At 37.6% G+C, this 26,740-nt stretch carries 24 protein-coding genes and 5 pseudogenes; 27 read left to right on the forward strand and 2 right to left on the reverse strand.

The window, feature by feature from the left end; genetic code table 11:
* Positions 1 to 42: 42 nt before the first annotated feature.
* The 9 genes and pseudogenes from BK584_RS17365 to BK584_RS17395 all read left to right on the forward strand — a co-directional run bounded on the left by BK584_RS17365 (position 43) and on the right by BK584_RS17395 (position 7,302).
* The gene (locus tag BK584_RS17365; protein WP_078393743.1) at positions 43 to 816 is read left to right on the forward strand and encodes an SDR family NAD(P)-dependent oxidoreductase; all 774 of its coding nucleotides are present in this window, start codon (positions 43 to 45) and stop codon (positions 814 to 816) included.
* 463 nt (positions 817 to 1,279) lie between these two features.
* A pseudogene (locus tag BK584_RS25710) lies at positions 1,280 to 1,897 on the forward strand (DUF7309 domain-containing protein).
* A 443-nt stretch (positions 1,898 to 2,340) separates the two neighbouring features.
* On the forward strand, positions 2,341 to 2,478 hold the full coding sequence (locus tag BK584_RS24705; protein WP_169871347.1) for a hypothetical protein: 138 nt from the start codon (positions 2,341 to 2,343) through the stop codon (positions 2,476 to 2,478).
* Between the two features lie 31 nt (positions 2,479 to 2,509).
* The gene (locus BK584_RS17375) at positions 2,510 to 2,773 is read left to right on the forward strand and encodes a hypothetical protein (RefSeq protein ID WP_078393745.1); all 264 of its coding nucleotides are present in this window, start codon (positions 2,510 to 2,512) and stop codon (positions 2,771 to 2,773) included.
* A gap of 270 nt (positions 2,774 to 3,043) precedes the next feature.
* On the forward strand, positions 3,044 to 4,288 hold the full coding sequence (locus BK584_RS17380; protein WP_078393746.1) for an MFS transporter: 1,245 nt from the start codon (positions 3,044 to 3,046) through the stop codon (positions 4,286 to 4,288).
* A gap of 221 nt (positions 4,289 to 4,509) precedes the next feature.
* Positions 4,510 to 5,157, forward strand: a pseudogene (locus tag BK584_RS17385) (sugar ABC transporter permease); the annotation flags it as partial.
* 120 nt (positions 5,158 to 5,277) lie between these two features.
* Positions 5,278 to 5,643: pseudogene (locus BK584_RS17390) on the forward strand (LacI family DNA-binding transcriptional regulator); the annotation flags it as partial.
* Positions 5,644 to 5,867: 224 nt separating this feature from the next.
* The gene (locus BK584_RS25600; RefSeq protein ID WP_169871348.1) at positions 5,868 to 6,071 is read left to right on the forward strand and encodes a hypothetical protein; all 204 of its coding nucleotides are present in this window, start codon (positions 5,868 to 5,870) and stop codon (positions 6,069 to 6,071) included.
* Between the two features lie 640 nt (positions 6,072 to 6,711).
* Positions 6,712 to 7,302, forward strand: a complete 591-nt coding sequence (locus BK584_RS17395; RefSeq protein ID WP_078393747.1) for an SMI1/KNR4 family protein — start codon at positions 6,712 to 6,714, stop codon at positions 7,300 to 7,302.
* Positions 7,303 to 7,449: 147 nt separating this feature from the next.
* Here BK584_RS17395 and BK584_RS17400 read toward each other — a convergent pair whose 3' ends face one another.
* Positions 7,450 to 8,190 (reverse strand): helix-hairpin-helix domain-containing protein, encoded by a 741-nt coding sequence (locus BK584_RS17400; RefSeq protein WP_078393748.1) that lies wholly within the window; start codon positions 8,188 to 8,190, stop codon positions 7,450 to 7,452.
* 159 nt (positions 8,191 to 8,349) lie between these two features.
* Between BK584_RS17400 and BK584_RS25115 the strand changes: the two genes are divergently transcribed.
* The 16 genes and pseudogenes from BK584_RS25115 to BK584_RS25120 form a co-directional block, all read left to right on the forward strand.
* Complete coding sequence (locus BK584_RS25115) at positions 8,350 to 9,546, forward strand: HNH endonuclease (protein WP_245808895.1); 1,197 nt, start codon at positions 8,350 to 8,352, stop codon at positions 9,544 to 9,546.
* A 171-nt stretch (positions 9,547 to 9,717) separates the two neighbouring features.
* Entirely contained in the window at positions 9,718 to 10,401 is a 684-nt protein-coding gene (locus BK584_RS17420) for an inositol monophosphatase family protein (protein WP_078393750.1), read from the forward strand.
* A gap of 182 nt (positions 10,402 to 10,583) precedes the next feature.
* Positions 10,584 to 11,660 carry a DUF8606 domain-containing protein gene (locus tag BK584_RS17425; RefSeq protein ID WP_078393751.1) on the forward strand — a complete coding sequence of 359 codons (1,077 nt, stop codon included), beginning with the start codon at positions 10,584 to 10,586 and terminating at the stop codon, positions 11,658 to 11,660.
* A gap of 218 nt (positions 11,661 to 11,878) precedes the next feature.
* The gene (locus BK584_RS17430; protein WP_169871349.1) at positions 11,879 to 13,663 is read left to right on the forward strand and encodes an LXG domain-containing protein; all 1,785 of its coding nucleotides are present in this window, start codon (positions 11,879 to 11,881) and stop codon (positions 13,661 to 13,663) included.
* 11 nt (positions 13,664 to 13,674) lie between these two features.
* Complete coding sequence (locus BK584_RS17435; RefSeq protein WP_245808896.1) at positions 13,675 to 14,076, forward strand: hypothetical protein; 402 nt, start codon at positions 13,675 to 13,677, stop codon at positions 14,074 to 14,076.
* Positions 14,077 to 14,087: 11 nt separating this feature from the next.
* Positions 14,088 to 14,579 carry an SMI1/KNR4 family protein gene (locus BK584_RS17440; RefSeq protein WP_078393754.1) on the forward strand — a complete coding sequence of 164 codons (492 nt, stop codon included), beginning with the start codon at positions 14,088 to 14,090 and terminating at the stop codon, positions 14,577 to 14,579.
* A gap of 603 nt (positions 14,580 to 15,182) precedes the next feature.
* A complete protein-coding gene (locus BK584_RS17445) occupies positions 15,183 to 15,581 on the forward strand; it encodes a hypothetical protein (protein WP_078393755.1) in 399 nt (132 codons plus the stop codon).
* Between the two features lie 91 nt (positions 15,582 to 15,672).
* The gene (locus BK584_RS17450) at positions 15,673 to 16,146 is read left to right on the forward strand and encodes an SMI1/KNR4 family protein (protein WP_078393756.1); all 474 of its coding nucleotides are present in this window, start codon (positions 15,673 to 15,675) and stop codon (positions 16,144 to 16,146) included.
* Positions 16,147 to 16,707: 561 nt separating this feature from the next.
* Positions 16,708 to 17,244, forward strand: a complete 537-nt coding sequence (locus BK584_RS17455) for a hypothetical protein (protein ID WP_078393757.1) — start codon at positions 16,708 to 16,710, stop codon at positions 17,242 to 17,244.
* 127 nt (positions 17,245 to 17,371) lie between these two features.
* Positions 17,372 to 17,785: a hypothetical protein gene (locus BK584_RS17460; RefSeq protein WP_078393758.1), complete on the forward strand. Its 414-nt coding sequence runs from the start codon at positions 17,372 to 17,374 to the stop codon at positions 17,783 to 17,785.
* A 79-nt stretch (positions 17,786 to 17,864) separates the two neighbouring features.
* On the forward strand, positions 17,865 to 18,026 hold the full coding sequence (locus tag BK584_RS24710) for a hypothetical protein (protein WP_169871350.1): 162 nt from the start codon (positions 17,865 to 17,867) through the stop codon (positions 18,024 to 18,026).
* 218 nt (positions 18,027 to 18,244) lie between these two features.
* Entirely contained in the window at positions 18,245 to 18,340 is a 96-nt protein-coding gene (locus BK584_RS25605; RefSeq protein WP_367579299.1) for a hypothetical protein, read from the forward strand.
* 612 nt (positions 18,341 to 18,952) lie between these two features.
* Positions 18,953 to 19,189 (forward strand): hypothetical protein, encoded by a 237-nt coding sequence (locus BK584_RS17465; RefSeq protein WP_078393759.1) that lies wholly within the window; start codon positions 18,953 to 18,955, stop codon positions 19,187 to 19,189.
* Between the two features lie 778 nt (positions 19,190 to 19,967).
* Positions 19,968 to 22,250 carry an MMPL family transporter gene (locus BK584_RS17470; RefSeq protein ID WP_078393760.1) on the forward strand — a complete coding sequence of 761 codons (2,283 nt, stop codon included), beginning with the start codon at positions 19,968 to 19,970 and terminating at the stop codon, positions 22,248 to 22,250.
* A 68-nt stretch (positions 22,251 to 22,318) separates the two neighbouring features.
* Positions 22,319 to 23,818: a sensor histidine kinase gene (locus BK584_RS17475; RefSeq protein WP_078393761.1), complete on the forward strand. Its 1,500-nt coding sequence runs from the start codon at positions 22,319 to 22,321 to the stop codon at positions 23,816 to 23,818.
* Positions 23,796 to 23,918: pseudogene (locus tag BK584_RS25120) on the forward strand (response regulator); the annotation flags it as partial. The gene BK584_RS17475 and the pseudogene BK584_RS25120, both read left to right, overlap by 23 nt.
* 84 nt (positions 23,919 to 24,002) lie before the next feature.
* Here BK584_RS25120 and BK584_RS25610 read toward each other — a convergent pair.
* A pseudogene (locus tag BK584_RS25610) lies at positions 24,003 to 24,173 on the reverse strand (tyrosine-type recombinase/integrase); the annotation flags it as partial.
* 728 nt (positions 24,174 to 24,901) lie between these two features.
* Here BK584_RS25610 and BK584_RS17490 point away from each other — a divergent pair.
* Both BK584_RS17490 and BK584_RS17495 read left to right on the forward strand, forming a co-directional pair.
* The gene (locus BK584_RS17490; protein WP_078393763.1) at positions 24,902 to 25,423 is read left to right on the forward strand and encodes a GNAT family N-acetyltransferase; all 522 of its coding nucleotides are present in this window, start codon (positions 24,902 to 24,904) and stop codon (positions 25,421 to 25,423) included.
* A 177-nt stretch (positions 25,424 to 25,600) separates the two neighbouring features.
* The gene (locus BK584_RS17495; RefSeq protein ID WP_078393764.1) at positions 25,601 to 26,665 is read left to right on the forward strand and encodes a flavin-containing monooxygenase; all 1,065 of its coding nucleotides are present in this window, start codon (positions 25,601 to 25,603) and stop codon (positions 26,663 to 26,665) included.
* Positions 26,666 to 26,740: the final 75 nt, after the last annotated feature.

Consider the following 26,740-nt stretch of genomic DNA (forward strand, 5'->3'; position numbering starts at 1 on the left):
TATACCTATCTAGTCGATTCACTCAGAAAGGGGCGAGTAAAAATGCGTTCATTTTCAGGAAAAGTTGTGCTCATTACAGGTGGAGCAGGAGGAATTGGTATCGCCACAGCAAAAGCTTTTGCTGATGAGGGGGCAAAAGTGGCCCTTGTTGATTTAAAGGAAGACGCATTAAAAGAAGCCGCTACGAAAGCAGGTCTAGAAGATGCTTTGCTTTTAAGCGCAAATGTGACGAAAGAAGAAGATGTGGAACGTTATGTGAATGAGACATTGAACGCATATGGTCACATCGATATCTTTGTGAATAATGCAGGAATTAATGGGCAATTCGCAACAATTACTGAGCAGACGGTTGAGAATGTCCAGAACGTCTTAAATGTAAATGTTCTTGGTGTTTTTCTTGGTTTAAAATATGTGATGAAAGCCATGATTGAGAAAAAATCAGGTGTCATTGTGAACCTTGCCTCAAATGGCGGTCTCCTCGGCGCACCTGGAATGAGCGCTTACGTCGCCTCCAAACATGCCGTTATCGCCTATAACAAAACGGCTGCCCTCGCAGGTGCGGAGCACAACATTCGCTCTGTTGCCGTTTGTCCATCAGGGGTCGATACACAAATGATGCGCTCGATCGAAACAAATAGTATGCCAGGAAAAGAAGGCGATGCGAAGAAAGCATTTGAAGCATCCGTCCCATTAAACCGCTACGCAACAGCAACTGAAATTGCTGATTTTATCGCTTTTCTTGCATCAGATAAAGCTTCGTTTATCTCTGGATCGTACCATCGCATTGACGGTGGACAAGCGGCAACGTCGGTGTAAAGTTTAATCAAATCACGATCGCGTTAGATGAACTACACCCAAAAAGATAGAGTGGGACTCAACTTTTTGGGTGTTTTTATATGCGGAAAATAGTTGATGAATGTAAAGGAAATTGTTCAAAAATAAGTACAAGACACCCTAGGTTATGTGGATTTGAAAAAATATAACATAAACAGTCACACCGATAATGGATTAGAGTTTTTCAAGCCTCAGGTCCTAAAAGGATAAAGAGAAAGACGTCTATCCTGTTCAATTGAAATAAGATGTACTACACTTTATGAAACAAAATAAATACTGACATGAGCTTCTCATGAAGAGGATTGAAAATGAGTCAAAGAAGGAGTGCTTTTATGAACATAAAAATGCACATATGTCTAGAAGGTCTTGAACCAGCCATTGAACGAATCTTAGAAGTGGATGGTGCAACAACTCAACACACTGGCTGACCAAGGAAGAAGAAGAAGTGTATCGAAGCGAATTGAATGAACAATTTTATGAACTGCGTTTTAGCATTGGACCGGCTTTGGAAATAGAAAAAGTAGGCGAAACATTGGAGATTCAGTTGCTGGAACTTGCATCCACATACAAAAAGAATCAACCATGGAGTTTGATTGATTCAAGCGATTTACTTGTTTTTGAAGACCAAACTAAGGGACAGCAACTTTACTGTGTAGTCATGGGGCAGCTTGGTGAAGTGCTAGGAATGGCTGTATATGTTGGAGAAGCAGGCTATCAATCTATGATCTAGGTTCAAAGCGGTCAAGCAACTGGTTATGAACAAGACTGTTTACTGCTTTCTTTTAACGACCGGAATGAGTTTGATCAAGAGGATTATAAACTTATTAAACGGAATGGGTTTTCTTTTCGGGGCAAACAAGCTTGGCCCGTTTTCAGAAGCCATAAGTCGGGGTATTTTCCATGGCACCTGGATTATGAAGAGATGGAAACACTCAATTTCGCTCTTGAACAAACCCTTGCTGTTTTGCCAAATATGAAAGAAGACGGAGCTTTTTTACAAAGACATTCGGACGAATTGACAACATCTATCCTAACAAACGGAAATTCAATTTCTTCTAGCTGATACATTCTTAAAGACGGGTTATCGTCCTAAACAACTATCTGTACAATCGGAATTAGCGTTAAAAGTCGCTTACCCAATTGCAGCAGAGTTAGGGATACCCTTGAAAGAAGAGAAGACGACAAAAGTAAATCGAGTCATACGTAAGGCGTTTCAGTTTTAATTCGGGACTATTGTTAAAACAAGCACGCAGATGATAAATCCGCATGCTTGTTTTTTGTACAACGAAGAAAGTGAAGAGGATCGACTGAATAAGAAAGGCGTGCTTTATCGAGAGAGCACGAAGTAACCTGTAAACGAGTAACTAGAGAAAACGGATTATGTTCGGTAAAAAATAAACCAATTGGTTAGAAGGAAAGGAACGAAAAATGTCGAATGATGTTCTTACAAACACATCGTGTACAAATCGAAAGGATAAACCAAAATGGAGGCAGGAGGAGATGAAGGTGAACTTAGAAGCGGTTTTTTCAGGAGGAGCCAAATCAAAAAAAACATTTCAACAATTTCTTAAAAAGCATGTCGAACAGTTTGAAAGATATGACCAGAAAGAAGTGTACGAATACAGTCTCGGAAAGTGGGCTTAGTTTAATCAAAGAACAATTGGACAAGCAGACGATGAAACGAATTTACAATGAAGGCTACTACGCTTACTTTATGGACGAACAGTTAACGCTTGTTGACGCGGCAAAAATTATGGGGGTAGGAGCGAACAAAGTTCGTTATTACCTTGAGAAAGGCTTACTAATAGGAGAAAAAGCGCCGGATACTCATGGTTGGCTACTTCCAGCCTATCAATTTATCGGATACGCCGGCTGGGAAGCCTTCGCGGAAAAGCGGAGGGATGAGAGTGAGCGTGAATTTTATGAGAATAGGAAGTAGTGTTTCAATACTACCAATCATAAACAATCATGAAACGAAATAAGCTTTATCGGAGCAACTAATTCCTCAAATAGCTTTGGAGGACTTGCGGGATCATTTTAAATATATAAAACAGAATAATCGCATATTTTAGCAGGGTAGTTACTTACTGTATAGCCTCTACATGATGCAAGGGTGGAAGCAAGTGACGACTTTATTGATTGGTGGAACCACTCAAAGGGGGAGACATTTAGACTGCTGAAAAGAGATAGTTGAAAGGAAGAAAAGTGTATGAAACTTAGTACTGTAAAGGGCTTTGGTCCATTTTGGGTTGCATCGACGAGTACTTATTTTGGAACGTATATAACTACGTTTGCGTTACAAGTTTTAATCGTTGTGAATCAAAACGGTACCGCAATCGATGTTGGTTGGATTAATGCTTCAAGATGGCTACCGTACGTTTTTATTGGGCTATTGGCAGGCGTATTTATTGATAGGATGAACCGAAAGTTTATTCTCGTTACAACAGATATTGGACGTGGTAGTTTACTAATACTCATTTTTTTACTTTACAGTTTCGATATGATTAGCATGATATATCTTGCTTTAATTATGATCGCTTTTGGAGCTTTATCGATATTTAATGATGCAGCCTATCAATCGTTTATCCCCCAATTAGTGCCTCGTCCTTTATTAACAAGAGCCAATGCTCGTTTAGAGCAAAGTGCAGCAGTAGCAGAGACAAGTGGGCCAGCCTTAGCTGGTTGGATTACTGCTTTCATTAGCGCTCCGTTTACTTTATTAATCAATTCGGTATCCTATTTCATTTCGGGTGTTCTTATGAGTTTCGTTAAACAACCACATAAGACACCTATTCCTGTTTCAACCGGACCGATATTCCAATTACTAAAGGAAGGTGTAAATTGGGTTTATCGACACAAATATTTACGTATATTAGCCTTGAATACCCATGTTTGGTTTCTGTTTCACAGTATGACTACAACGGTCTTCATTACTTATGTACTTCTTGAACTAGGGTTAAGTTCATTTGTTCTTGGGATGACGTTAGCAGCTGCAGGAATTGGAGCCGTAGCTGGATCAACTTACTCTCCTTTAGTCGGTATAAAGGTAGGTGTTGGAAAAGCAATTTCTCTAGCCCGAATCCTTTATTGTCCCGCTGTTGGTCTCGTTGTCTTAGCTCAACCAATTCATTCAATGTCTGAAATGGGTACCATTAGCATGCTTATGGCCGGACAATTCTTATATGGTATAGCTATGGGAATAGAAGGTCCAAATGAGATGGGCTATAGACAGTCCATTACACCTCTACAGTTACAAGGACGAATGAACACAACGATGCGTTCTATTAACCGAAGTATGATCATCATAGGTGCACCGTTAGGCGGATTTATTGCTGACGCATTCGGGTCCCGTCATGTCTTAATGATCTCGGCAACTGGATTAGGGCTTTGTGCTATATGGCTTATGTTATCACCAATGCGAAATGTAAAGCTTGAAGAAGATTATGATGAATAGATGGCTGTTTTTAATCTACATCTAACTGGTCATCCTTCTATTAAAATTAAATTCCCGTCATTAACTCCTTAATTTCACACCACTAGATCTTAAAGGAACAGGAGCAAAGTGGAACAGGGTGAACGCTATAATGAAAAGAAATACGAGAGGAGGAGTTTAATGAAACAATATATGAAAACGCTTACCTTCATACTGGTAGTAATTCTAGTGAGTGTGTTTCAAACAGTGATTATTTAATATGGTATAAAAATTCGCTTATCGTTTCGATTGCCAATGCAATAGGGAGTGTCATTCTAACCTCCTTAGTTGCTTATGCGTTTTCGAGGTATAAATTTATCGGACGGAAAAACGGCTTATATATCTTTTTGCTCCTACAAATGTTTCCAGTCATGATGGCTATGGTCGCGTTATACATCTTTTTAAACATGCTAGGTCTGTTAGATACGCTTTCAGGATTAATATTGATCTACCTTGGCGGACAAATACCATTTAATGCCTGGTTAGTGAAAGGTTATCTAGATACAATTCCTCGTGATTTAGACGAGGCAGCTCGAATTGATGGAGCAGGACATTTAAAAGTGTTCTGGAGTATCATTTTACCTTTAGCAAAACCAATCTTAGCAGTAGTAGCTCTATTTAACTTTATGGCACCAATGTTTGATTTCCTGCTTCCATCGATTGTGCTTTCGAGTAAAGAAAATTATACGTTAGCGGTGGGATTATTTAACTTTATTAACGATCAGTTTTCCAATAACTTTACGAGGTTTGCTGCTGGTTCTGTCTTAATCGCTTTACCGATCGCAACCGTGTATTTGTATTTACAACGCTTTTTAATATCTGGTTTAGCAGCGGGTGGGACAAAAGGCTAAAGTAATGGTCATTTTCAAAAAATGAGGAATAGATTAGTTTTTGAAATATTTGTTTCAAGGGCGGCTGGCTGATATGCAAGTGGAGAGTGCGGTGAATTATTTTGAAGAAAAAGTAGGAGGAGAAGGATGTCTGTTACCATTAAAGATGTAGCTAAAAGGGCTAATGTCTCACCTTCAACAGTGTCACGAGTATTGTCAGACAGCAGTAAAATTAGTGATAAAACGAAAAGAAAAGTTCGTAAAACCATGGATGAATTAGGCTATCATATTAATTTTAATGCTCGTGTCCTTGTACAGAAAACAACGAAGGCGATTGGAATCGTAATGAAGCATTCTGCAAGTCAATCGATGCAAAATCCTTTTTTCCCAGAATTGTTGAGAGGAATTAGTGCCTTTTGTCATAAGAATGAATATATTATCTCATTAACAACTGGTGAATCCAAACAGGCTATTTTTGATGAGGTAGTCAAGATGGTTCAGGGTAAAATTTCTGCAGATGTTAATGCACTTGCAGTCATGAAAGAATTAAGGGAGAGAGGGATTGCCGTTCCTGAAACGATTAGTATTATAAGTTAAAGCAGTTTAATGGGCAATGTATCCGCTTATCAATCCCAGAACCAAAGCCGAATAGTATTCAATATGAAGAACAACTGAAAGATTATGTGAAAATCATCTTTAATAAAATTATTTAAATTGGCAATCAACCTAATGTGAAAAAAATACATATAATAATTTCTAGCCAAAGCTGCCTTCCTTTTGAGTTAGGGAAGCAATTAACGACAGATACGTATATGAAAGAATTGATAACATATCAATACTCAAGCACCTCATCTCCAGTATATCCGTGGGGAATTTCATTTACGAGCCAAGGAGTTAAATATGTTGAATGGATGCCCCCCAAGTCACACAATTAATGAATCAACATTAATATGTAATAGTATTAAGTAAAAATAAAAGTGATCAGTAATACTTAAAAGTATTACTGATCACTTTTATTATAATCCACAATTCAAGCGCCTTCCTTTTTAAGCTTGCTTGTACATGTGTGTATACTGATTGATTTAACGGATTTAATATAGATATCTTACCCACCTACTTTCTTTTTTAAAATTGTAGCACAATGAAATATGTATTTCACAGAGGGTTATATTTACGACTAGAAGCGAATGTGAGGGTAAGTACAAGTCTAAATGCAATTTTGAGTCCGGAATTCAAGTAATCCATTCCTAACAAATAAAAAAGCCGCACTATATTACGTCCCGCCTCTTGATACACATATGAGGAAGTCTATGCCTGCATCATCTAGAGCTGATTTACCTAAATTATCGAACCCTGTTAAGCCCCTGAACAAGTGCACAAAGGGGCGCATATATTAAACTTTATATTGATACTTATGGTGATCCAAAAAGAGATTGGGGCGGTTGGGAACCACGTTATTCCAAGAGCTTATGGAGGCAACCATGCGTTGGGTAATCTTTTCCATTAATAAGATCTGAACATCACAAAGTTACTGCTTGGTGGAATAGTTATTAAGAAGGAGGTTTATTATTACAAATGAATCCCATGGCTGATCTATTGACATCATTCAAATCAACTTTAGACAATAATGGGTATGTTAACACTTTTCAGTATGATGACATGACATTGGCTACTACTTGTAACGAGTTTAACGAAGCAATTGACACTCAATCTCTTGAAAAACTGGTTCAGAGCTTTCCTTCAATTCCGAGTGAGTATATTGAGTTTTTGAGAATCAATAACGGCGCAAAACTCTTTGAATATTACTCAATAGAATTGAATATGAATATAGGTGGTGGTTGCTACCTATATAGCGATAGAGAAATCTTTGATCATAATAAGAATTCTCAAATAGATTCATATCTCATAATTGGCTCTCTGTTAGATGGCTGTTTGCTGTTGGTAAGAAGAGATGTGAAGCCGAATGATACTCATTTCCAAAACACGCTATTGTTAATGGATGATGGCGGAGGCGTTAGTGAGCTTAAGATGGATTTTTTAATGTTCCTTCACAGGTATTTAACAGCGCAAGGAGCGAGCTTTTGGGAATGGCATAACCAATCTATGGAGAAATATTATGAGGATTTGAAGAAAAAGACAGATCAAGGTGGGGCCCCTCGCTTTTAGTAGATTAATTTTCTCAAGGGTTGTTGGACTGGGGTGTTTAGTGTTTATATCGGTCATAATGGAACGAGGTGTTACGATTTTTAAGTCTAAAGTAAGCATAATAATTCAAAAACACGCTGGATGTTTAATCCAACGTGTCTTTGAAACCTAATCAAAACAAACAATTCCCTGATTCTCGATTGCTTGAGCGCGTGCATCGGCAATGCCACTAATTCGTTTCATATCGCTATATGAAGAGAATGGTCTGAGCTGAATGATTTGTGCAGCTCGGTCTGGACCAATTTCGTAAATTGCTTGCAACTCTGATTCCGAAGCACTGTTAATCTTAACAGAACCAGCAGCACAGCTATCGCTAGATTCACTTTCAGTTGAACTTGAACTAGATTCGGATGCTGAAGCTATGTTCGCTTCGGCTTTAGCTGTTTCTAAGTCTTCATTTAGCGCTGAGACTTCATCTTCCAAGTTAGAGATTTTGTTGTCTTTCTCTGAAAGGTTATCGTCTTTTTCAGTGATTTTTTCGTTTAAGGAAGAAAGTTCTTTTTCATATTCTTCTTCTAATTCTTGTTGTACTTCATCACGAAAGTTTGTTTTCATTGTATCAAGTTGTTCTTCAAGATCTTCAATATGTACAGTTAGTTCGTCAATCTCGGCTTCTTTTTCTTTAACGGTTTCTTCTAGCTCTTCAATTAAGGTATTTGCTTCTTCGAGTTCGTTGTCCGCTGCCGTTGCCTGCTCTCCATCAGAGCAACCAGATAGAATACTTACAATAAACAAAAGTGAAAGAGCTAAAAAAGGTGCTTTCCTAATTGTAAATGCATTTTTTCTGAGGCTTAAGCCAAGAAGTAATGTTGCTGTAAAGATAATAAATGATAATATTAACAAGTTCATACAAAACCTCCCAATTCATTAATATGATATAATCATACTAATATTAAAGCCCTATGTCACGATTAATTTCATTAATTATAAATTAACAGAAGTTCGTGCCTATTTTTTTGCTCTGAAATTTAACGGAAAGCTAAAAAAAGTAGGAGGAGAGTCATTGTTATGGAACAAACTTATTTTGAATTGAAATACGGAGTTCAAGTATCTAATGAAAAAATTAGTCAGCTTTTCAAATGTTCTAATCAGGGTGGCATGAGACGTTCTCTTAAAACAAATTCGTTAATTCTAATTTCTGATAAAACAAAACTATACCATGATCGTGAAGAAGAAAAGATTTTCTATTACACCGGCATGGGGAAGAAAGGTAATCAAAGTCTGCATTTTCAACAAAATAAGACACTAGCGGAATCGCAGACAAATGGTGTGGACATTCATCTATTCGTGGCCTATAAAAAAAGGATTTATACATATAAAGGTCAATATGAGTTAGTTGAGGATCCATATCAAGAAGAGCAAAAGGATGAGGATGGAAACGTGAGGCAGGTGTGGATTTTTCCTTTAAGAAGGAGAGTGGATCAAAGTAAAGAAAGTCACACAGTCTATCAGCTAACAAACGAAAAGAAAGAGAAACAAGATACGTGGGACTTAATCGGGAAATTGGCTGTGAAAGAAGTTGACCACTCAGCTCTTACATATGGAGAGACGGTGATACCTAAACGAATCAGACCGTTTTTTGACTCAAAAGATTTAAAACAAGGTAAAGAAAGAGCAATCAAGCTACAAGTGGGAACACAAACATTTATCGCAAAAGTTCGAGTCGATTCACAGCTTTCAGCGCGGTATAAGATGAGGTGGGAGACCGCCTTTACTCAATTATTAAATGAATCTAGTATTGAAGATGAAGGGAATAAGCTTAAAATTGTATTTTTAAAACAACAAGATGATATATATTGGATAAATCTATCAATGATAGAATCAAATGTGATTGAAGCGGATACAATCGCTGAAGAAATTGAAGAGTATGGAGCACAGACAGAAGGTGCTGTGGTCACTTATTACGGCAAGCGTTATGAGCGTGACTCATATAATCGAGAGCTAGCAATTCGAATACACGGCTCAACTTGCGTGGCGTGTCATTTCAATTATGAAGAAATGTACGGTCCAAGAGGAAAAGATTACATAGAAATCCATCACAAAAAGCCGCTTAGTACCATAGGTGGAGAAACGGAAATTGATCCAAAAAAAGATTTAGTTCCGCTCTGTGCAAACTGTCACCGAATGATTCATCGGCGCAAAGATGAAGTGTTAAGTGTAGAAGAGTTGAGAGAGATGATTAAAAAGTATAAATCAAAGAAATAATATATGTCGTTTACTTAAAGCGAGATATTTGCGCAAAATAATTTGCATTTTTATATGGAGTTTTCTTTTTTGATAAATGAGCACTTCGAGATTTGTACGTTTAAGCGTACGACCCTCACCCTTAATCTCGTTTACAATCAAGTAAACGAGATTTTTTAATGAGGTGATCCCATGCAAACCCGCCAACAGCTAATTTCCAGCCTTCTCACCGAAGCTGCTTATTCCATCAGCACTGCGCCCAGCTCAAATATAGTCAAGTCAGTGCAATCCAAAGTCTACACGCTTCTTCACCAAAGAATTCACACCGCATACCCATCTGACATCCTCTGCTTTCCACACCAAGACACCCCAACCAGCAGCAAATATCCAATCTGGCTCATTACATTAGATCCCTTCCATCATGAGCAAGCCCACCAATCTCATTGCTTTTCCATATCCATCGCAATCGCACAATGCGGAGAACTTCATTGTGGCTTCGTCTACGATGTGTCCGCAAACAAGCTTTATCATGCTAAAAAAGGGCAAGGTGCTTATCTCAATGAAGAGCTTTTATATCGCGAGGAGATCATACCGTTAAATGAAGCGAAAGTGCGTATTGATTCGCCCTTCGTTAGGGATTCGCAACCAAGGAAACCTGCGTATGTTCAAATTGCTAGCAACAGTTTTCCTACCGCATTAGAAATTTGTCATGTAGTGGAAGGGGAGACGGACCTTTATCTCACAATGTCGCAGTCACCCCATGCTTTTGCTGCCGCGAGTTTAATTGCACAAGAAGCAGGGATAAGACTAATGACAATGGAGGGTGAGAAAGTAGACTGGAGCAAAAGATCGAGTCTTTGGTGTGGGGTGGTGTAACTTATCTAGGTATAACTTTCAATGCGACTATTCGTTTAATTAAACATTTGATTAATTCTTTAAATCTCGCAAATTCACGAATCTTTTCATGTAAACTAATACTAAAATACAATAATTAATAGATAGAATGAACCGACTGAAGAGATAGGACATCTACATAAAATAAAACAAAGAGGTGCCCCATGCCAATTGAAATGTCGATATGGAAAGTAAATGATACGATTACGAAACTAGACTATGAACGAATTGAATCTGAACAGAAATTGGAAGAGACGCTTGTAGAGGATTTCTCCATTATTTCAGATAGTCTGTTAGTCATTGGTAGTCAGGTGAAGACGACTTTTAATAAACGAATTGATATTTTGGCGATTGATGAACTAGGTAATTTAAGTATTGTTGAGTTGAAAAGAGACAAGACGCCGCGAGAGGTTGTTGCTCAAGCCATTGATTATGCTTCGTGGGTTCAAGACCTGACACTAGAGGATATCCACCATATCTATGAGAAATGTTTTGACCGTGATTTGGAAAGCGCATTTCAAGAGAAATTTGGTTATGTGCTTCCAGAGGAAGTAAATGTGAATCATGATATTTTAATTGTTTGTACCGAGTTGGACCTTGAAACAGAGCGAATCCTCAATTATCTGTCCTCCAATTATGGGGTGCCCATCAATGCAGTATTCTTTAAGTTTTTTAAAGACAATGGAAATGAATATTTGTCTCGTAGTTGGTTAATTGATCCATCGATTGTTGAAGAAAAAACCTCGAACAGCGCGACAGAGGGGAAAAAAGAGAAGTGGAATGGGCGAGATTTTATCTTTAATTTTCAGAGCGATGAGGATTGTAGAAGCTGGGAGGATGCGGTGAAGTATGGATTCGTTTCTGCTGGGAATGGAAGTTGGTATACAAGAACAATAAAAAATCTTAAAGCGGGACATCGTATTTTTGTTTATATGCCATCAAGAGGATTTTTAGGGGTGGGCATTGTTAGACATGAATACCAGCTGATGAAAAATGCGCAAGTTCATTTTGACGGAAAGCAGCAGTTTTTAAAAGACTTAAAGCTTAAAGCTTCTAGAATGGCTCATGACATTGATGACGAAGAGCGATGCGAGTATGTTGTTCCGGTTGAGTGGATCAACACGCTCCCGGTTTCTGAAGCGTACCAATTCAAAGGAGTTCGGGCAAACCAAAATACGGTTTTTAAATTGCGCCATCAATTTACACAAGAGAAGTTAGAGGAACGTTTTGATTTGATGTAGAGATTGATTGATTATTTAACTTAGCTTAAATGTTGAGTAATTCCAAGGATCGTATTATCTACGCAACACATCGCTAGACTCTTTCTCTTAAGTCCTATAAACTGGAAATCATTACATGGAATATGAAGGTGAATGTTGCTTTTTTTGAGAGATGGAAGTTTGACTATTTTAAAATGAAAAGTTTCATGTACCTATACCAGTTGAAAGGATACGAATGGATGAAAGTACTTGATGTGCAAGAAGTGATTGATGCGATTGATCAGATCAAGGAAGCCAAACAACGGGATTCCGAAAACATTGAGACCTTGCGGGCAAGCATCCAGAAAATTCAACATCTAGAGTCCTTACAAGGAGAAGGCGGAGACGCGATCAAAGACCATTTCGCTAGGCTCCATGTGCCTGTTTTAGAAGCGTTTCATTTGGTTATACGGCAATATATCGAGCGGTTAGACATCATAAGGTCCAACCTACTTGGCTTTGAATCAAGTTCGGCCATTGTCCGAGAGGAGTTTCTAACAAACGATATAAAAAATGGGCTTGATCGAATTGAGACAACGGCAACGGAAGACGCTACTGAAATTGAATCGATTCGAACGTCGATTAGTGATATCCTCTCTCTACCAGCCTTTTCAATGGAGACTGTATTGGGGCATGTTGATCGAGGCAAGGATCGTGCGGCGGAAACCGTTGAGAAGTTACACGCATTGGACGAAGAAAATGAGGCGTTGCTTGGGCAAGCAGAGAGCACCCTTCAAGAAGTAACTACTGTGGTTAACCAAGTGGCTAACTGGTCAAGTGACGGTGCAATTCTTTCGGCGGATACGCTGGCTGAAATTGATGCTAACTTAGAATCCCTTTATAGCAATCTTGTAACCGAAGCGATTCATATGGCACCAGATTCCTACACGATTGATCAAAATGGACAAGTGATTAGTTCCTATCAAAATGCACTCCCGCTCGAATTCTTAACAACTGGAGCGTATGCGAATATACCTGGTGGACTTAAGGCGATGAGTTGGTATTACATGAATCACCTCCCCGTCAGTGCGATGGTCAACGACGAACAAGCCATTCAGGCATGTCTGGCTCCAGGAATGGAAGGGCACACCGTTGCGACAAGTCGCTACCAACAAGCAATTAATCTCTTTGCGATTCAAAACGGTCTATCGAATGAGACAACCGTTTCACTCGTTCAATTAAACCAGCAAATGCATAGGCTATTCCCTATTCAATACGAGTGGATGCAAGCGCAGTTATATACTGAAATGCACAGCGGTTCGTACCAAGCTCGTCCTGTCCAATCAGGTGTAGATGAATGGTCGAATGTGAATGCATTTAATGACGGTGCATCTGGCAAACAAGTAAAAGCTGGCGGAGACCACGATTTTACAGATGAAGAAGTCGCAGGCATTCAAGAGTATCTTAAGAATGGCGGAAGTTCAACGAACAACGTTAAGATGACGGCTGAAGAAGCATATGCTGGACTGACAAACGATGTTCGTGTGGGGCATAGTGCAGATGGTCAAAGTTATCAGAGCAATATCAACATGTTTATGCCAGCGGCTGAATTTGTCTTTGGAGATTTTGTTACACTAATTGATGCAAATGCATCGGGACTTGATAAGGCGATGGCAGCCACCTTTATCTTAGTCAAACCCGTGAAAGTGGCAGAAATGGGTTATGATTTGGCTAGGGTGAGGAAGGTAGATGGTGGGGGAAGTGTTAGAAGAGAAGCCAAAAAAGTAGATGACTTAATTAATGATGCCAAACCAGGTAGACCAACTAAAGGAAGATCAACTCAATATGAATTATCGGGAAACTTCGATAAAGCATTGAGGGATTTTGAGGCTCTTAACCCGAAAATTACTAAGAACTTGCCAGATTTAAAAATAGGAACTCTGCAAGATGGAAGGACTGTACTTGTAAGAAAGAAAAGTAGCGATGGACGTCCAACAATTGAGATACAAGAAGGAAAGACTAAAACAAAATTCCGGTATAAGTAGAAGGAGGAAAAATGATGGAGCAGTGGGAAAGATGGTTACCATTAAATGGGTTACCGCCGCAATTATACAATGAATCTTTTATTGACAATAAAGAAGGAGTCATTTTGGAATTTAGTGATGAGAGTGAGAAGAGAACAATAACAGTTACTTTTGATAAAGGGGTATTATCTTATAGAAATACAGATGAAGGTTCATTAATTAAGAAGCTAAGTCAACTAGATGATCAATACGGAGTTGAGTTCTATAGTGAATGGACTTTATTTAAAGTTAGAAATTCAAGCTACATTGATTGGTTTTTAGACGAAAGTTCTGGTGTGTATAAGCAAGATCAAATAGTGCATTATGTTTTCTTAACCCCTGACGATGTTATTGAAATACTATCAAGTTATGAACCAAGCGTTATGATGAAGTAAGGTGTAATAATATGAGTAAAATTGAACAGTTAATTAATCAAATAAAATCTACAACTCACTGCGACGTCCTAGAGCACGTTCATTTACCAGAAATTGATGAGAAACATATATTACCTGAAGACTTAAAAGAATTTTATCGTCTCTGCGGTGGAGCATCGTTGTTCACAAACAAAGATTATCCATTTTATATTGTACCTCCAGAAGAATTCGTCTTGGAAAATCCAGTTATTGTTGGAGAATTATGTGAGGAAGATATCTCGTCAGATTGGTACATCGTATGCAATGATGGAAAAGATGAATATCTAACAATTGATCTAAATAAAGAACGCCTAGGTAGATGTTATGATAGTTTTTTTGATCGTCATGGTTTAGTAGGTGAATCACAAATTGTTGGTTTCTCATTTACTGAGTTACTTGAAAGATTATTAGAAAAGAGAGGCGAGTATCTTTACTGGTTAGAGAGCGATTTTACCCCTCTTGGAGATGCATATGACGACCAATAATGAACTCTCCAGTAATTTGCTTTGATATGATATATAGGACTCAAAAGCGACTTTATTAAAATACTTACATCAATGTTACTTACCAAACCAAACTGTTAGTAGATCTAGAATTGGATTGCACAATGTAATGAAGCATGTGGGTGACTTATAAAAAGAGGTATAAGATTGAAAACAGACTTGTTAATGGAACATTAATTAGGGACTGGTGCAAACACTTTTGCATCAGTCTTTTATAATGGGACGTAATAATCCAGACACAGAAAGGTTTATTACTGATTCTGGTGATTCAATTTATTATAGAGACAGTCCTTATGGGGATATGGCAAGCCGACAGGATTACCTAACTTTGTAAAATTGAAATGTTTGGCACAAAAAATTATTCTTTAAAAAGAAGTGTCCCTATCTTGAGAATTGTTGTAGGTAAAGCGTTTACCAAGTTAATCCACATTCACACCACGCAATATACAGAGATGGATCATGGAGCTTTAAGGAATAGTATTTTTTGGGAGGATTTTTTATAATGAATATGAAAAAAGCAGAATTTAAATTAAAGATCAATGGCAGAAAGTATTTTGCGGACGAACTGTCTTGCTTGGGGTGCAGTTGGCCGATATCTTATCTATTTTAAGACCATTTGTACAAGAATGTAATTGGTACGTACACGATTTAAATGGGAGTAGTGAAATTGCATTGACAGAGTTGTTTCCAGAGGATTCAAAAGGAATTAGAATAGTCACTTCAACAGAAATGTTAATTGAGAAAGTAAAAGAAGTTAATCAATTTGAGTCTGGTGTCTTTATCGCTATAAGTAATGATAAATATATCAAATGGGATGATAGAGAATTACCCGAGACGGAGGAAGAAGAAGGGCTTCAACATTCTTCGGCAAAAATTGAAATTAGAGCATTCGATTTCTCTTATTATGAGATCTATGGAACAAAAGTGGAATTAAAAGAAATGATAGAGCAAAAACTATTATTAAATTTAGAACGGGGAATTTAAGAAGAAAACTATAAAAAATCTCTCATAGAATGTATACCGATGAATCTCTGTTATTAAACGACTTAACACAAATCTAATCAAGAGGTGATATATGAACATTACTGCATACGAAAATGCAAAATTAATTATATCTCAAAATCCGTCTGTTGCAGATTTTGTGGGGGGTTGCTCTGACGAGGCTTTGAAAAAAGCAGAGGTACTTTTAGGGGTAGAATTATCTGATCAGTACAAAGACTTTTTAAGTACATTTGGGGCGGGTAATTTTGGAGCGCAAGAAATATTTGGAATTATTAATGATGATTTTGAAAAATCGTCTGTCCCTGATGGTATATGGTACACCTTAACGGAGAGGGAGGAAAGTAATTTACCCAGAGATCTTCTTATCATTTACGATACGGGAGCTGGCGAACTTTATTGTCTCAAGTATTTAGATTCTCATCTTAACAAAGAACCGATTGTTGTTAATTATTTTCCAGGTTACAGTCTTCAGAATCAACCCTATAAAATCATTGCAAATGACTTTGGTGAGTTGCTTCAAATGTTAGTCAAAGAAGAGCTTGAGTAGAAATGAATATAAGATTATGAGCCTTAATAGTGTGATTTCATTAAGGCTGCTTTGTGTTTCGATACTAATGTTAGGTTATGACTTAGGAAGGATGTTGGTGGGGGAAGTAATACTAAAAGTGTTGGAAATGTAGTTCCCCATAAGAATGGTGACGGTAACAACCTTGATGACTTTGTTAATCCTCATGCACAGAAGCATATGGGTAAGTATGTCTGAGATAGATTAGGGTTTTTTTGAGTGGAAAACTGTGAAGAACTTGATGGTGAGTGAAAAAGCCAATCAAGTTCTTTTTTAGTATGATGCTGGATACGTTGGTACTGTAGGTAAGGGTGGTAGCAGTAAAGTTAGGAATTTGTCTGGAGGGAACAAGGCTGCAGTTAATTTTTTCGAAGAAGTAACTAGAGGGTATAAATCTGAAAGGATGCTTGGTAACTGAAAAAGGCTAAGAATGATGGAACAACTATAACTTACAGACCTAAGTCTAATTCAGATGGAACCCCAGCTATAGATATTAATGGAGGAGTAAATTACAAACAACAAAAAATTCACTTTACAGAGTGATTGGAGGAGAGTCATGCATACTCGATTAATACAGAAATCGATGCAAATCAAACTGCTTTGCTAAGTAAGGTAAATGGTGCAACGATAACGAAAATGTCGTTTGAAGAAGTGGGTGAATTTGTACTATCTGTTCTCATTGAAAGTACAACGGTTAATCTTCTAATTATAAACAATCCTGTCGAGGAAGCTGATGAGGATGAATATCCTAAGTTTGAAATAAAAAGTGTTAATGATCAACCGCAAAATCTAGAAGAAGAAGTTATGGTGAAGATTGTGGAAGGTGTTGAGGTTATTAGAGATAAAATCACCTGGCAAAATGATAATCTAAATTGGGACGTCCGAAGTGATATCGCCATTAAAATTAAATTTAAAGAAGAACAGATCTGCTTAATTGCACATGATTCATTGGCAGGGTTTATAAAAAAAGAATTCATAAAAAGTGAAGATAGAAAGGAGGAAGACTTATTATTAGATCAGTTCTGGTCAATGAAAACAGATCTACCTCAATCTCATGAGCGGGAGAGAATAATGGTTTAATCCTGTGTATTAAGAAAGTATGATTTACATGGACATTAATTATGATACTGCTGAAATTTAAGGAGCAAAGTTAGAGAAGAATACAACGTTAATTTTCACACAGAACTAGAATTAGGGGGTCAATTTTATGGATTTAACAGCTGAAATTGTTCCATATCAATCTATAGGTGGTATTAAAATAAAAAGCATCTTGTCGGAAAATAAAGAGTTGATAGAAGGAAATCATTTCAAGTATGAAATGTATAATTACTTCTTTATCAAATATTATCTCGATCATCTACTAGAAATCCATGTCAATGTTTTGTCTGGTGAAGTATTTAAAATAAGTGCTTTTGAGGGGTATAAAGGGAGTTTACAAGGTGTTCAAATTGGTACTATTTTAAGCGAAGATAGAAAAGCAGAAATGGAATTTGATGATTTCGAGGAAATTTTTATCTACAATGGAGCAACGATTGAAACGGAGCTTGTACTCAATCCAGACAATAATAAGTGGGAAGACAAGGTAACGTGTATTTCCGTTTATACAAAAGAACTAGAGTAGGATACAGGGAGTAAGGTGAGTTTTTACGTCCAGCTTACCGTATGCAGAAAAAACAATCTCAATTAGGAGTTGACCAAAAGTGAAAAAGTACATGGGCGTTTTTGCGGTAACGTTTATTTTGCTTGGCACAAGTGGAGTAGGATTCGAATCGGCTGAAGCGAAAGGCAAACATGACACATTACCTTACCAAACTGGAGATGTTATCGAAGCAAGAGATAAGCATGATACGCTACCAAAATAATAGTGGATTAAAGAAGAGATGACTTTGATATAAAAAAATCTGTCCATAAGTATACCTTATGGGCTATTTTTAATTATCTTGAAATATGGCATTAGGTTTTAAAGACTACTTCTGACTAACTACGTTAATACATTTATGACATTATTTCATTGCATCTTCCATCAATTGGTAGACACTTTCGTCGGGTTTCTATGGACCAATAATGAGAAGGTGGGGAGGTGATCAAAGACCATTTCGCTAGGCTACATGTGCCTGTGTTAGAAGCGTTTTACTTGCTCATCCGGCAATATATCGAGCAGTTAGACATCACCTGATCAAACTTATTTGGGTATGAATCAAGTTCGATCATTGTCCGAGAAGAGTTTCTTACGAGAGATTTTAAAAACGGGCTTGACCCAATCAAAACAGATGCAAATGAAATTGAATCGATTTGATATCCTCTCGCTACCAGCATTTTTGGGTGCGTACTATTTTGGGGCTTGTTGATTGAGGCTACATCTGATCCTTATTCGCCACCAATCCAAATAACTGCAAACTGAGAAAACATCCACATAACCTCTCATTTATAAACAATACGTTGGGGAAAACGGTTGTTATAAACAAAAAAGAGAAAATAGTATAAAGAAATGGACTTATCCACTGTGGATAAGTCCATTTCTATTGATGACAATATAGGGGGAAAAAACAGTAGTTGAACAGCAGTTATAAGGGGAAAAACCGGGTGGTTATATTTTAGTGGAAAAAGTAGAGAAGTCTTTACTACACAAGCACTTGAGCTGCTTAACAACAATGCACGAACACTCTATTCTTATGCGGTGCTCGAATCAATGGTTTTCCCTCTCAATCTGTTAGACCTATGCTGCTGCTACTAAAACCATAGAGTCTTACTTGTGCATATTCTAGTAAACAGAAAAAGTAGGTTATGAATGAAAGAACGTCACTGCCTTTTCTGTGTTCGGGAATCGTATGTGTGTCGTATTCTCACAGATGGCTTACAAGACGGATTAACATGCTCAGCTTCTCATTCTAAGTATTGTGGTCAAAAAGCTGTCGGCAAACCTGTCGGTAAAAACGTGAAAAAAATGAGAGGAATGCATACATTTCAAAGGTTTGAAGGGAAGAAAGCTGTCGGTAAACCTGTCGATCAAAATCGAAGCGAATGATAGGGGTTCTCTCCTATACCAAACTTGCGTCAAGTGTTAATACACGTTTAGTGATCAAACTCAGTTAAGTGATTTTCATAAAGTCTTTTAGAATGTCTAGCTTTAACAATTGGTAATTTTGAATAGCGATAGTGCGAGCCGACCATTGTGTTTAGATGGTCGGCAATTTGATGAGCAATAGATTTTTTTGCAGTTATCATCATACAACAAAAAACACTAAGAGTTATGTTGATATGTGGAAAACCGTCTTTTTTTGTCGGGCTTAAACGAGGTTTGGCATGGCTCGCATTAGGGGGAGCGCTTTTGCTAACCGCTTTGGTAGCTTATAATCAAGTGCCATTTATTTTAGCGAGTGGTGGGTTCAACATGAACACATTCCTTGGGCTTTATGGGATTGCTGTATGACGGTGTGATTAGGAATTGGATTAATGGTTTCTTTTAGAGAAGTAAGTCAAAATTTTTTAGGTGCTCTCCGTCGTTTTTCACAGAGTACGTATGTGGTTTAGTTGTTTCATGTGGCGATTGTCGCATTTGTGCAATATTTTCTTCGTGATTTACCTGGCCCCGTTTTTGTTCGCTTTCTACTTGAATGTATTGTAGCAGTAATACTCAGCTTTGCTTTTGCTCATTTTATTCGCAAGAGCATATTCGTCCGAAAATTTATTTAAACGTTAACGATAGTTTAGAAAAAGATAAGATTTTTTTAAGTCAAAGGTTAGATGTCGTGATTAAACTGAACCAATAAGAGAAAGTTGATTTAAAGGAGGATATCGGTAGAATGGAAAGTGTCTTGAAGAAGATAGGGAAATGGATGGCAACTTACAGGTGGGGCGTCGTAGGCGTCTGGATCGTTCTTCTTGTGTTTGGGGGTTATTACGCAACTCAAGTCAGTGGGTATTTAACCGGAGGAGGGTGGGGCGTTCCTGATTCTGGTTCCTATCAAGCTTACGAATTGATTTCTGAAGAGTTTGAATCTAGAGACGCGACATCTTTAACGTTTGTGATGAGTCATAATGAATATGAAATTGGTTCGCCAGAATTTACAGAAGCACTTGAACAAGCGTCTGCTTCTTTATCGGATGAAGCGGAAATTGATAGCGTATATACGTGGCTAGATGCTGAAGACCGTTTAAAGGATCAATTTGTTTCAGAGAATTTCGATACAAGTATCGGTTTTCTTGAAATGAACGTCGACGAAGGCTTCGCTCAGAAAGTCTTGCCCGATATTCAAGAGCGTTTAACCGAATCGATTCAAACAGAGGGATTCAACGCAACCGTCTTAGGTGCACCTGCATTTTGGGGAGAGATGAATCAACTGAGCCAAGCTGGTCTTGAGAAAGCACATTTGTATGCATTGCCTATTATCATCTTTGTGTTGTTGCTTGTGTTCCGTTCTGTTGTTTCCTCAATGACACCTTTGCTTTTATCGGGTTTCTCTATTGTGGCGTCGCTCGGGGTTTTGTATTTCCTTGCGCAAGGTATGGAACTATCTATTTTTGTTCTCGATGCAGCCATGATGCTAGGTATTGGTGTAGGAATTGACTTTGCTCTAATATTTGTCAAACGATTTCGAGAACAATTGGAAAAAACAAACGGCAATCATATTAAGGCAGTTGAGGAAACGATGGGAACTGCAGGACACGCTATTTTATTCTCAGCTTTAACGATTATCGGTTCAATGTCCGCAATTCTGTTCGTTGACATTGCTGCTGTCCGCTCCATTGCCTTAGGTGTAATCATTGTTGTTTTCTTCTTAATGTTAACGAGCTTGACCTTATTACCTGCATTTTTGGCGATTCTGGGTACGAGGGTCAATGCGCTTAAAATTCCGTTCATGACCATTCGCACGATGCCTAATCAACAAGGCAAGTGGTATCGCCTCGCTCATCGGGTCATGAAGCGTCCTGTTCTTTATTTCGCAGGTTCAGTCTTCTTTTTACTCGTTCTCGCTTGGCCAGCACTTGAGCTTGAAGTGTCTACGCCAGATTCGCGTATGCTTCCTGAAGACACCCAGGTTCGTAGTGGGATAAGTGATTTAGAAAATGGCTTTGGAGTAGGTTATTCCGCTCCGATTCAAGTTGTTGTTTCTGCAGATGAAGGGGAGTTAACTGATACAGAAACGCTATCAAACCTTCAAACGCTACAAGAAGAACTGGAAGGTATCGCCAATGTTGATGAAGTCACTTCACTGCTTTCGTTTTTCCCAGATATGGATACAGAGATCATCAGTTCAATTCTTACTGAAAATCAGGATCAGTTAACCGATGATGAATGGATGATGCTTAATCGGAACCTTGGTGAAAACAAAGATGTGGCTGTCTTTGATGTTATCTCCAATGATTATTCCTCTAGTGAAATCAATCGAGCGATTGTGAGAGAAATTCGAGAAATTTATTCTACGAACGAACATTGGGATGTGTTTGTAGGTGGAGAAACTGCTGAAGGAATGGATACCAGTCAATTATTGAATGACAGCTTGCCTGGCGTATTGGTATTCACATTAGCCTTATTGTTTGTTGTGCTAGTGGTAACGTTTAGAAGCTTGGTATTACCGCTTAAGGCCATTGTTATGAACATACTTTCGCTTGGCGCCACGTATGGCGTACTCGTCGCTGTCTTTCAATGGGGTTGGGGATCGGAAATTTTTGGTTTTGGTGAATTTGGTTTTATTCAGAGCTTTATCCCGATTTTGTTGCTCGGTCTCTTATTTAGTCTAAGTACGGATTACGAAGTGTTTTTATTAAGTCGTGTTCAGGAAGAATATATGAAAGGTATTTCTAATGAAGAAAGTGTTGCTTTAGGCTTAGAAAAAACGGCACCAATGATTTCTGGCGCAGCCCTTATTATGGTAGCTGTTTTTGGATCATTTGCGTTTGCTGGTGTTCTTCCAATGCAACAATTAGGATTTGGAATGGCCCTTGCCATTGCACTTGATGCAACGGTAGTCCGACTGTTTTTAGTTCCGGCAACAATGAAGCTTCTAGGAGATTGGAACTGGTGGCTGCCATTTAAACGATCACAGCGCAAGAACAAGCAAGCCGAGAACCGTTCAATTAGTTAATATACCATTTTGGAGGCTTGAATTTAGCTTATAATGGAAAAGAAGGAGAATGAAGGAGGGTCCATAGAATGTCTATCCGAGTAAAGTTAATTATCTCTTATGTTTTAATGACCATTATTCCAATCGGGTTATTCGTGCTTTTCCTTCATCTTCTTTTTCATCTATTTCTAAATAATATAGAGGAGATGAAAGATTTTTATCAGGTGGAGGATGGAGCGGTAGAAGCGTTTTTTTATGAAGAACTTGCAGCTATAACAGAATTAAAACAAGTTGCGCTAACGGATTCCAATAACCTGTTGGACGAATCTTTTATAGAGCAATATGAAAATGTGCTGGGGCATCGACAAATTGCTATTATTGTTCGAAAGGACGATCAAGTGGTAGGGCGATCTTCACCAGAGAGTCTATCACTCCTTCCAGCTCATCAGTTAGCGGTCAATCAAGAATATACGAATCATCAAGGTCATATTGGTGAAGGTGATCAATCGTGGCTATTTACAGGAACGGATTTTTACTTTGATGATGGGAGCAAGGGCTCACTCTTTTTTACACTCGATGTAGAACCCGTGGATTCTTTATTAACAAATGTTATTCCACTTGTTCTTGCGGGGTTTGTTGTTGTCTTTTTATTAACAAATGCTTTGATTACCTATGTCATTTCGAAACATTTAATTAAGCCATTAAAAAAACTGAATGTTTCAGCAGGTGAAATTGCAAATGGAAATTTAAATCAGGAGACAGGTATTGTACGTAACGATGAGATTGGTAATTTGGCCATGACTTTTGAAGATATGAGACTGAAATTAAAAAAATCGATTGAGATTCAGGAGAAATATGAAACAAATCGTAAAGAACTAATTAATAACATATCTCATGATTTAAAGACTCCCATTACTTCCATTAAAGGTCATGTTCAAGGAATTATGGATGGCGTTGCTCAAGACCAGAATAAGCTAGAAAAGTATGTACAGGTCATTCATTTGAAAGCTTCTGAAATGGATAAACTTATTGATGAGCTCTTGCTATTTTCGAAGCTTGATCTAAACAGCATTCCCTTCCATTTTGAGAACGTCAACGTTTGTGACTATATGAATGACATTATTGAAGCGTTTCAAGATGAATATGAAGACGTTAAGATCTATGCTGACTTAAACATCCATTCTAAAACGCATGTTATGGCTGATCGAGCTCAACTATATAAGGTATTTGCCAACCTTTTAGCAAATAGTGTGAAATTCATGAACAAAGACAGCAAAGAAATAATTCTATCCGCTAGTGTGCAGGAGAAATTTGTGAAAATTGCCATTTCAGATAATGGGCAAGGAATTGAAGAGCAGGATTTGCCTTTTGTGTTTGATCGTTTCTTCCGTGCAGAGGCGTCTCGGAGTTCCGAACGAGGGGGAAGTGGAATAGGCTTAGCGATTGTAAAGCAAATTATTAAAGCTCATCATGGCACAATGGGTATAGACAGCAAAGTCAATCAAGGAACAACGATCCATTTTACGTTGCCAGTTGCCGATGTAAACGATAAAAGGGAGAGACAAGATGAAACGGATACTGATTGTTGAAGATGAGAAGAGTATATCTGAATTACAGAAAGATTACCTTGAAATTAATGGGTTTGAGGTAGAAATTGAACATACAGGAAATCAAGGATTGGAGCGAGCGTTCAATGCTCATTCGATGAGGGGATCGATCTGTGACAAAAATAGCAGCGTCAGTATCTTTCCGGTTGTGGATATACCGTTTTAACCAGATGTCACAACGAATGTTAAAGTAAACCTCTCGTTCCTTATCTCCTTTCCCTCTGACAATGGCAGAACGATTCGACCAGTTAATACAATTCTTATCCAGAGAGACAATTTCACCTATACGGCAACCAGCTGAAAACATAAACTCAAACAGTGCTTTCTCCATTGGCATTTTACAAGCTTCCCTAAGATGTTCAATTTCTCTCTCTGTGAGGAATTTCGGGATTCGCTTCCCGACCTTTGGCTCCTTAATCTTATAGGCTGGAAGGTTTTAAGTGTTCGCTTGATTCAGCTAAGTATTCCTTTAGTTGATTAGTAGATAATGACTCAATGGAGACATCGTTAAAATAGCGGATGAGAAGGCATGATTGTAATTTGTACGCTTTTAACGTCTGTGAAGAGAAATCTTCAATTCGTTTATCAGATTCATAGTTTTTGGAACAAAGTCTTACGGGTTTTACTCGAGAGGAAATGCTAATCAGCCATTTGGAAACTGGAACTGAATCCTTTTATTCTAAAGGTCTGTATGATTATCAGGAGCTACATTTCCACGAAATTAAGAATGATGCGTTATTTATTGTAAGAAAAACCGGAAAAGAAGTAGGGAGACATCTACTATATAAGGAAGAGTACATACAGCGACCATTTTCATTTTTTATCTGAAAAACTCTCCGTGCTATTTAGTAGCAGAGATGAATTGAACAATTACCTTCAGGACAATTTCAACGTTCATATCGGTACTGCGCTTTGAAAAACATGATCCTGCTTGACATGGAAACTCTGGATTTTAGTGTGGACTCTGGTATATACGAAGTTGCCTTGTTTTCATTCTTAAACTAAAGGAGCAGAAGAGTTGAAGAAGCTCTCGCTATTACTATTGTTAAAAAAGGGAGATTTGAAATGATTTATTATAAGAGTGGCAGTCTAATTATTCGCTCAATGGAACAAAGTGATATAGAGAAATTTGTTGAAGGATTTGTTGCACAGAATTGGCATAAACCAAAAGAATTGTTTGAGGGTTACTATATTCGACAAGAAAGCAAAGAACAGATAGTTATTGTTGCTGAAGTAGACAATCAAGTAGCAGGTTATGTCACACTTTTACCAAGTGCTTCAACAGGGCCATTCGCAGCTGATAATATCCCTGAAATTGTTGATTTAAATGTACTTATTAAATTTCAAAAGAAGGGTATTGGGAAGAAGATGATGGATGTGGGAGAAAGAATTGCAAAAGAATATAGTGACAAAGTTTCGCTAGCAGTAGGTTTACATTATGGTTATGGCTCTGCACAAAAAATGTATGTTAAACGTGGATATACCCCTGATGGTTCAGGAGTGTGGTATAAGGGAGAACAGTTGGAGCAATATGCTCAATGTGAAAATGATGATGATTTAACTCTTTACTTCTTAAAACAAATTTAAACAAATCATCTTCATTAACGGATGCGATCTTTCAATAACGGAGGATCGCTTTTCCTTCTTCAAGTATCGGAGCAAATACTTAAATACTATCTTTTACTTTGTCTGTCAATAATCTATAATATTCAAATAGACGTTTGAATGTTTTGGTTGTCACAGTCAGAGGAGTGAATTAGAACTATGATAAATTATGAAGTTGTTATTATCGGTGGAGGTCAAGCAGGTTTAGCAATGGGGTATTATCTAACAAAGAAGGAAATTCCGTTTGTTATATTAGATAAGAATGAACGTGTAGGCGATTCTTGGAAAAAAAGATATGATTCTTTGGTTTTATTTACCCCTCGAAGATATAGTAGTTTACCTGGATTGGAAATGGAGGGTTTATTGAAAGAATTTCCAACGAAAGATGATATTGCGGATTATTTGGATAGCTATGTAAAGCGTTTTGATTTTCCAATAGTGTTTAACACTAACGTAGTCAGATTAAATAAACAGTCCGATGGTTCATTCCTCTTAGAAACAAGCAGTGGACAGATTAAGGCTAAACAAGTAGTAGTAGCAACTGGGGCATTTCAAAAACCTATTATACCTAATGTTATAAAAAAGGAGTCGAGTATTTTCCAGCTTCACTCTTCCGAATATCATTCACCAAAGGAAGTGAAAGGGACTGATATATTAGTTGTAGGTGGAGGTAATTCTGGTGCACAAATTGCTGTAGAGTTAGCAAAGGATAAAAATGTTACAATAGCAGTAGGGCACGAATTGAAATTTTTACCTTTGAAATTCTTTGGAAGAAGTATTTTTAGTTGGTTAGAAACATTTGGATTGTTATATGCTGGAAAAAATACGCTAAAAGGAAAATGGTTCCAAAAACAAAATGACCCAATTTTCGGAAAGGAACTAAAAAAACTTATTAGAAATAGAAAAGTTGATGTGAAACCTAAAGTAACCCATGTCAATGATACAGAAGTTCATTTTAAAAACAACACTCGAAGAAAATTCACAAGTATTATATGGTCTACTGGTTTTGTACCTTCTTACGATTGGATTAATATAGAGGGTGTGATTTCCAATGATGAAGGAAAACCCATCCATACTAGAGGTATAACGAATATAAAAGGTCTTTATTTTATAGGTTTGCCTTGGCAATATCAACGAGGTTCAGCATTGATATGTGGAGTAAGTTTGGATGCAGAATATTTAGTTTCAACCATTATTTTAAATATGTCTAAAAATAAACTATAATCTATTGTGAAACGTTTCACTCAAACTAACGGGTGCTTTACTTCAAGAAGGAGTAAAGCCTTTTTTTATTGAACT

This window comes from Shouchella patagoniensis (genome assembly GCF_002019705.1).
Classification (GTDB): domain Bacteria; phylum Bacillota; class Bacilli; order Bacillales; family Bacillaceae_D; genus Shouchella; species Shouchella patagoniensis.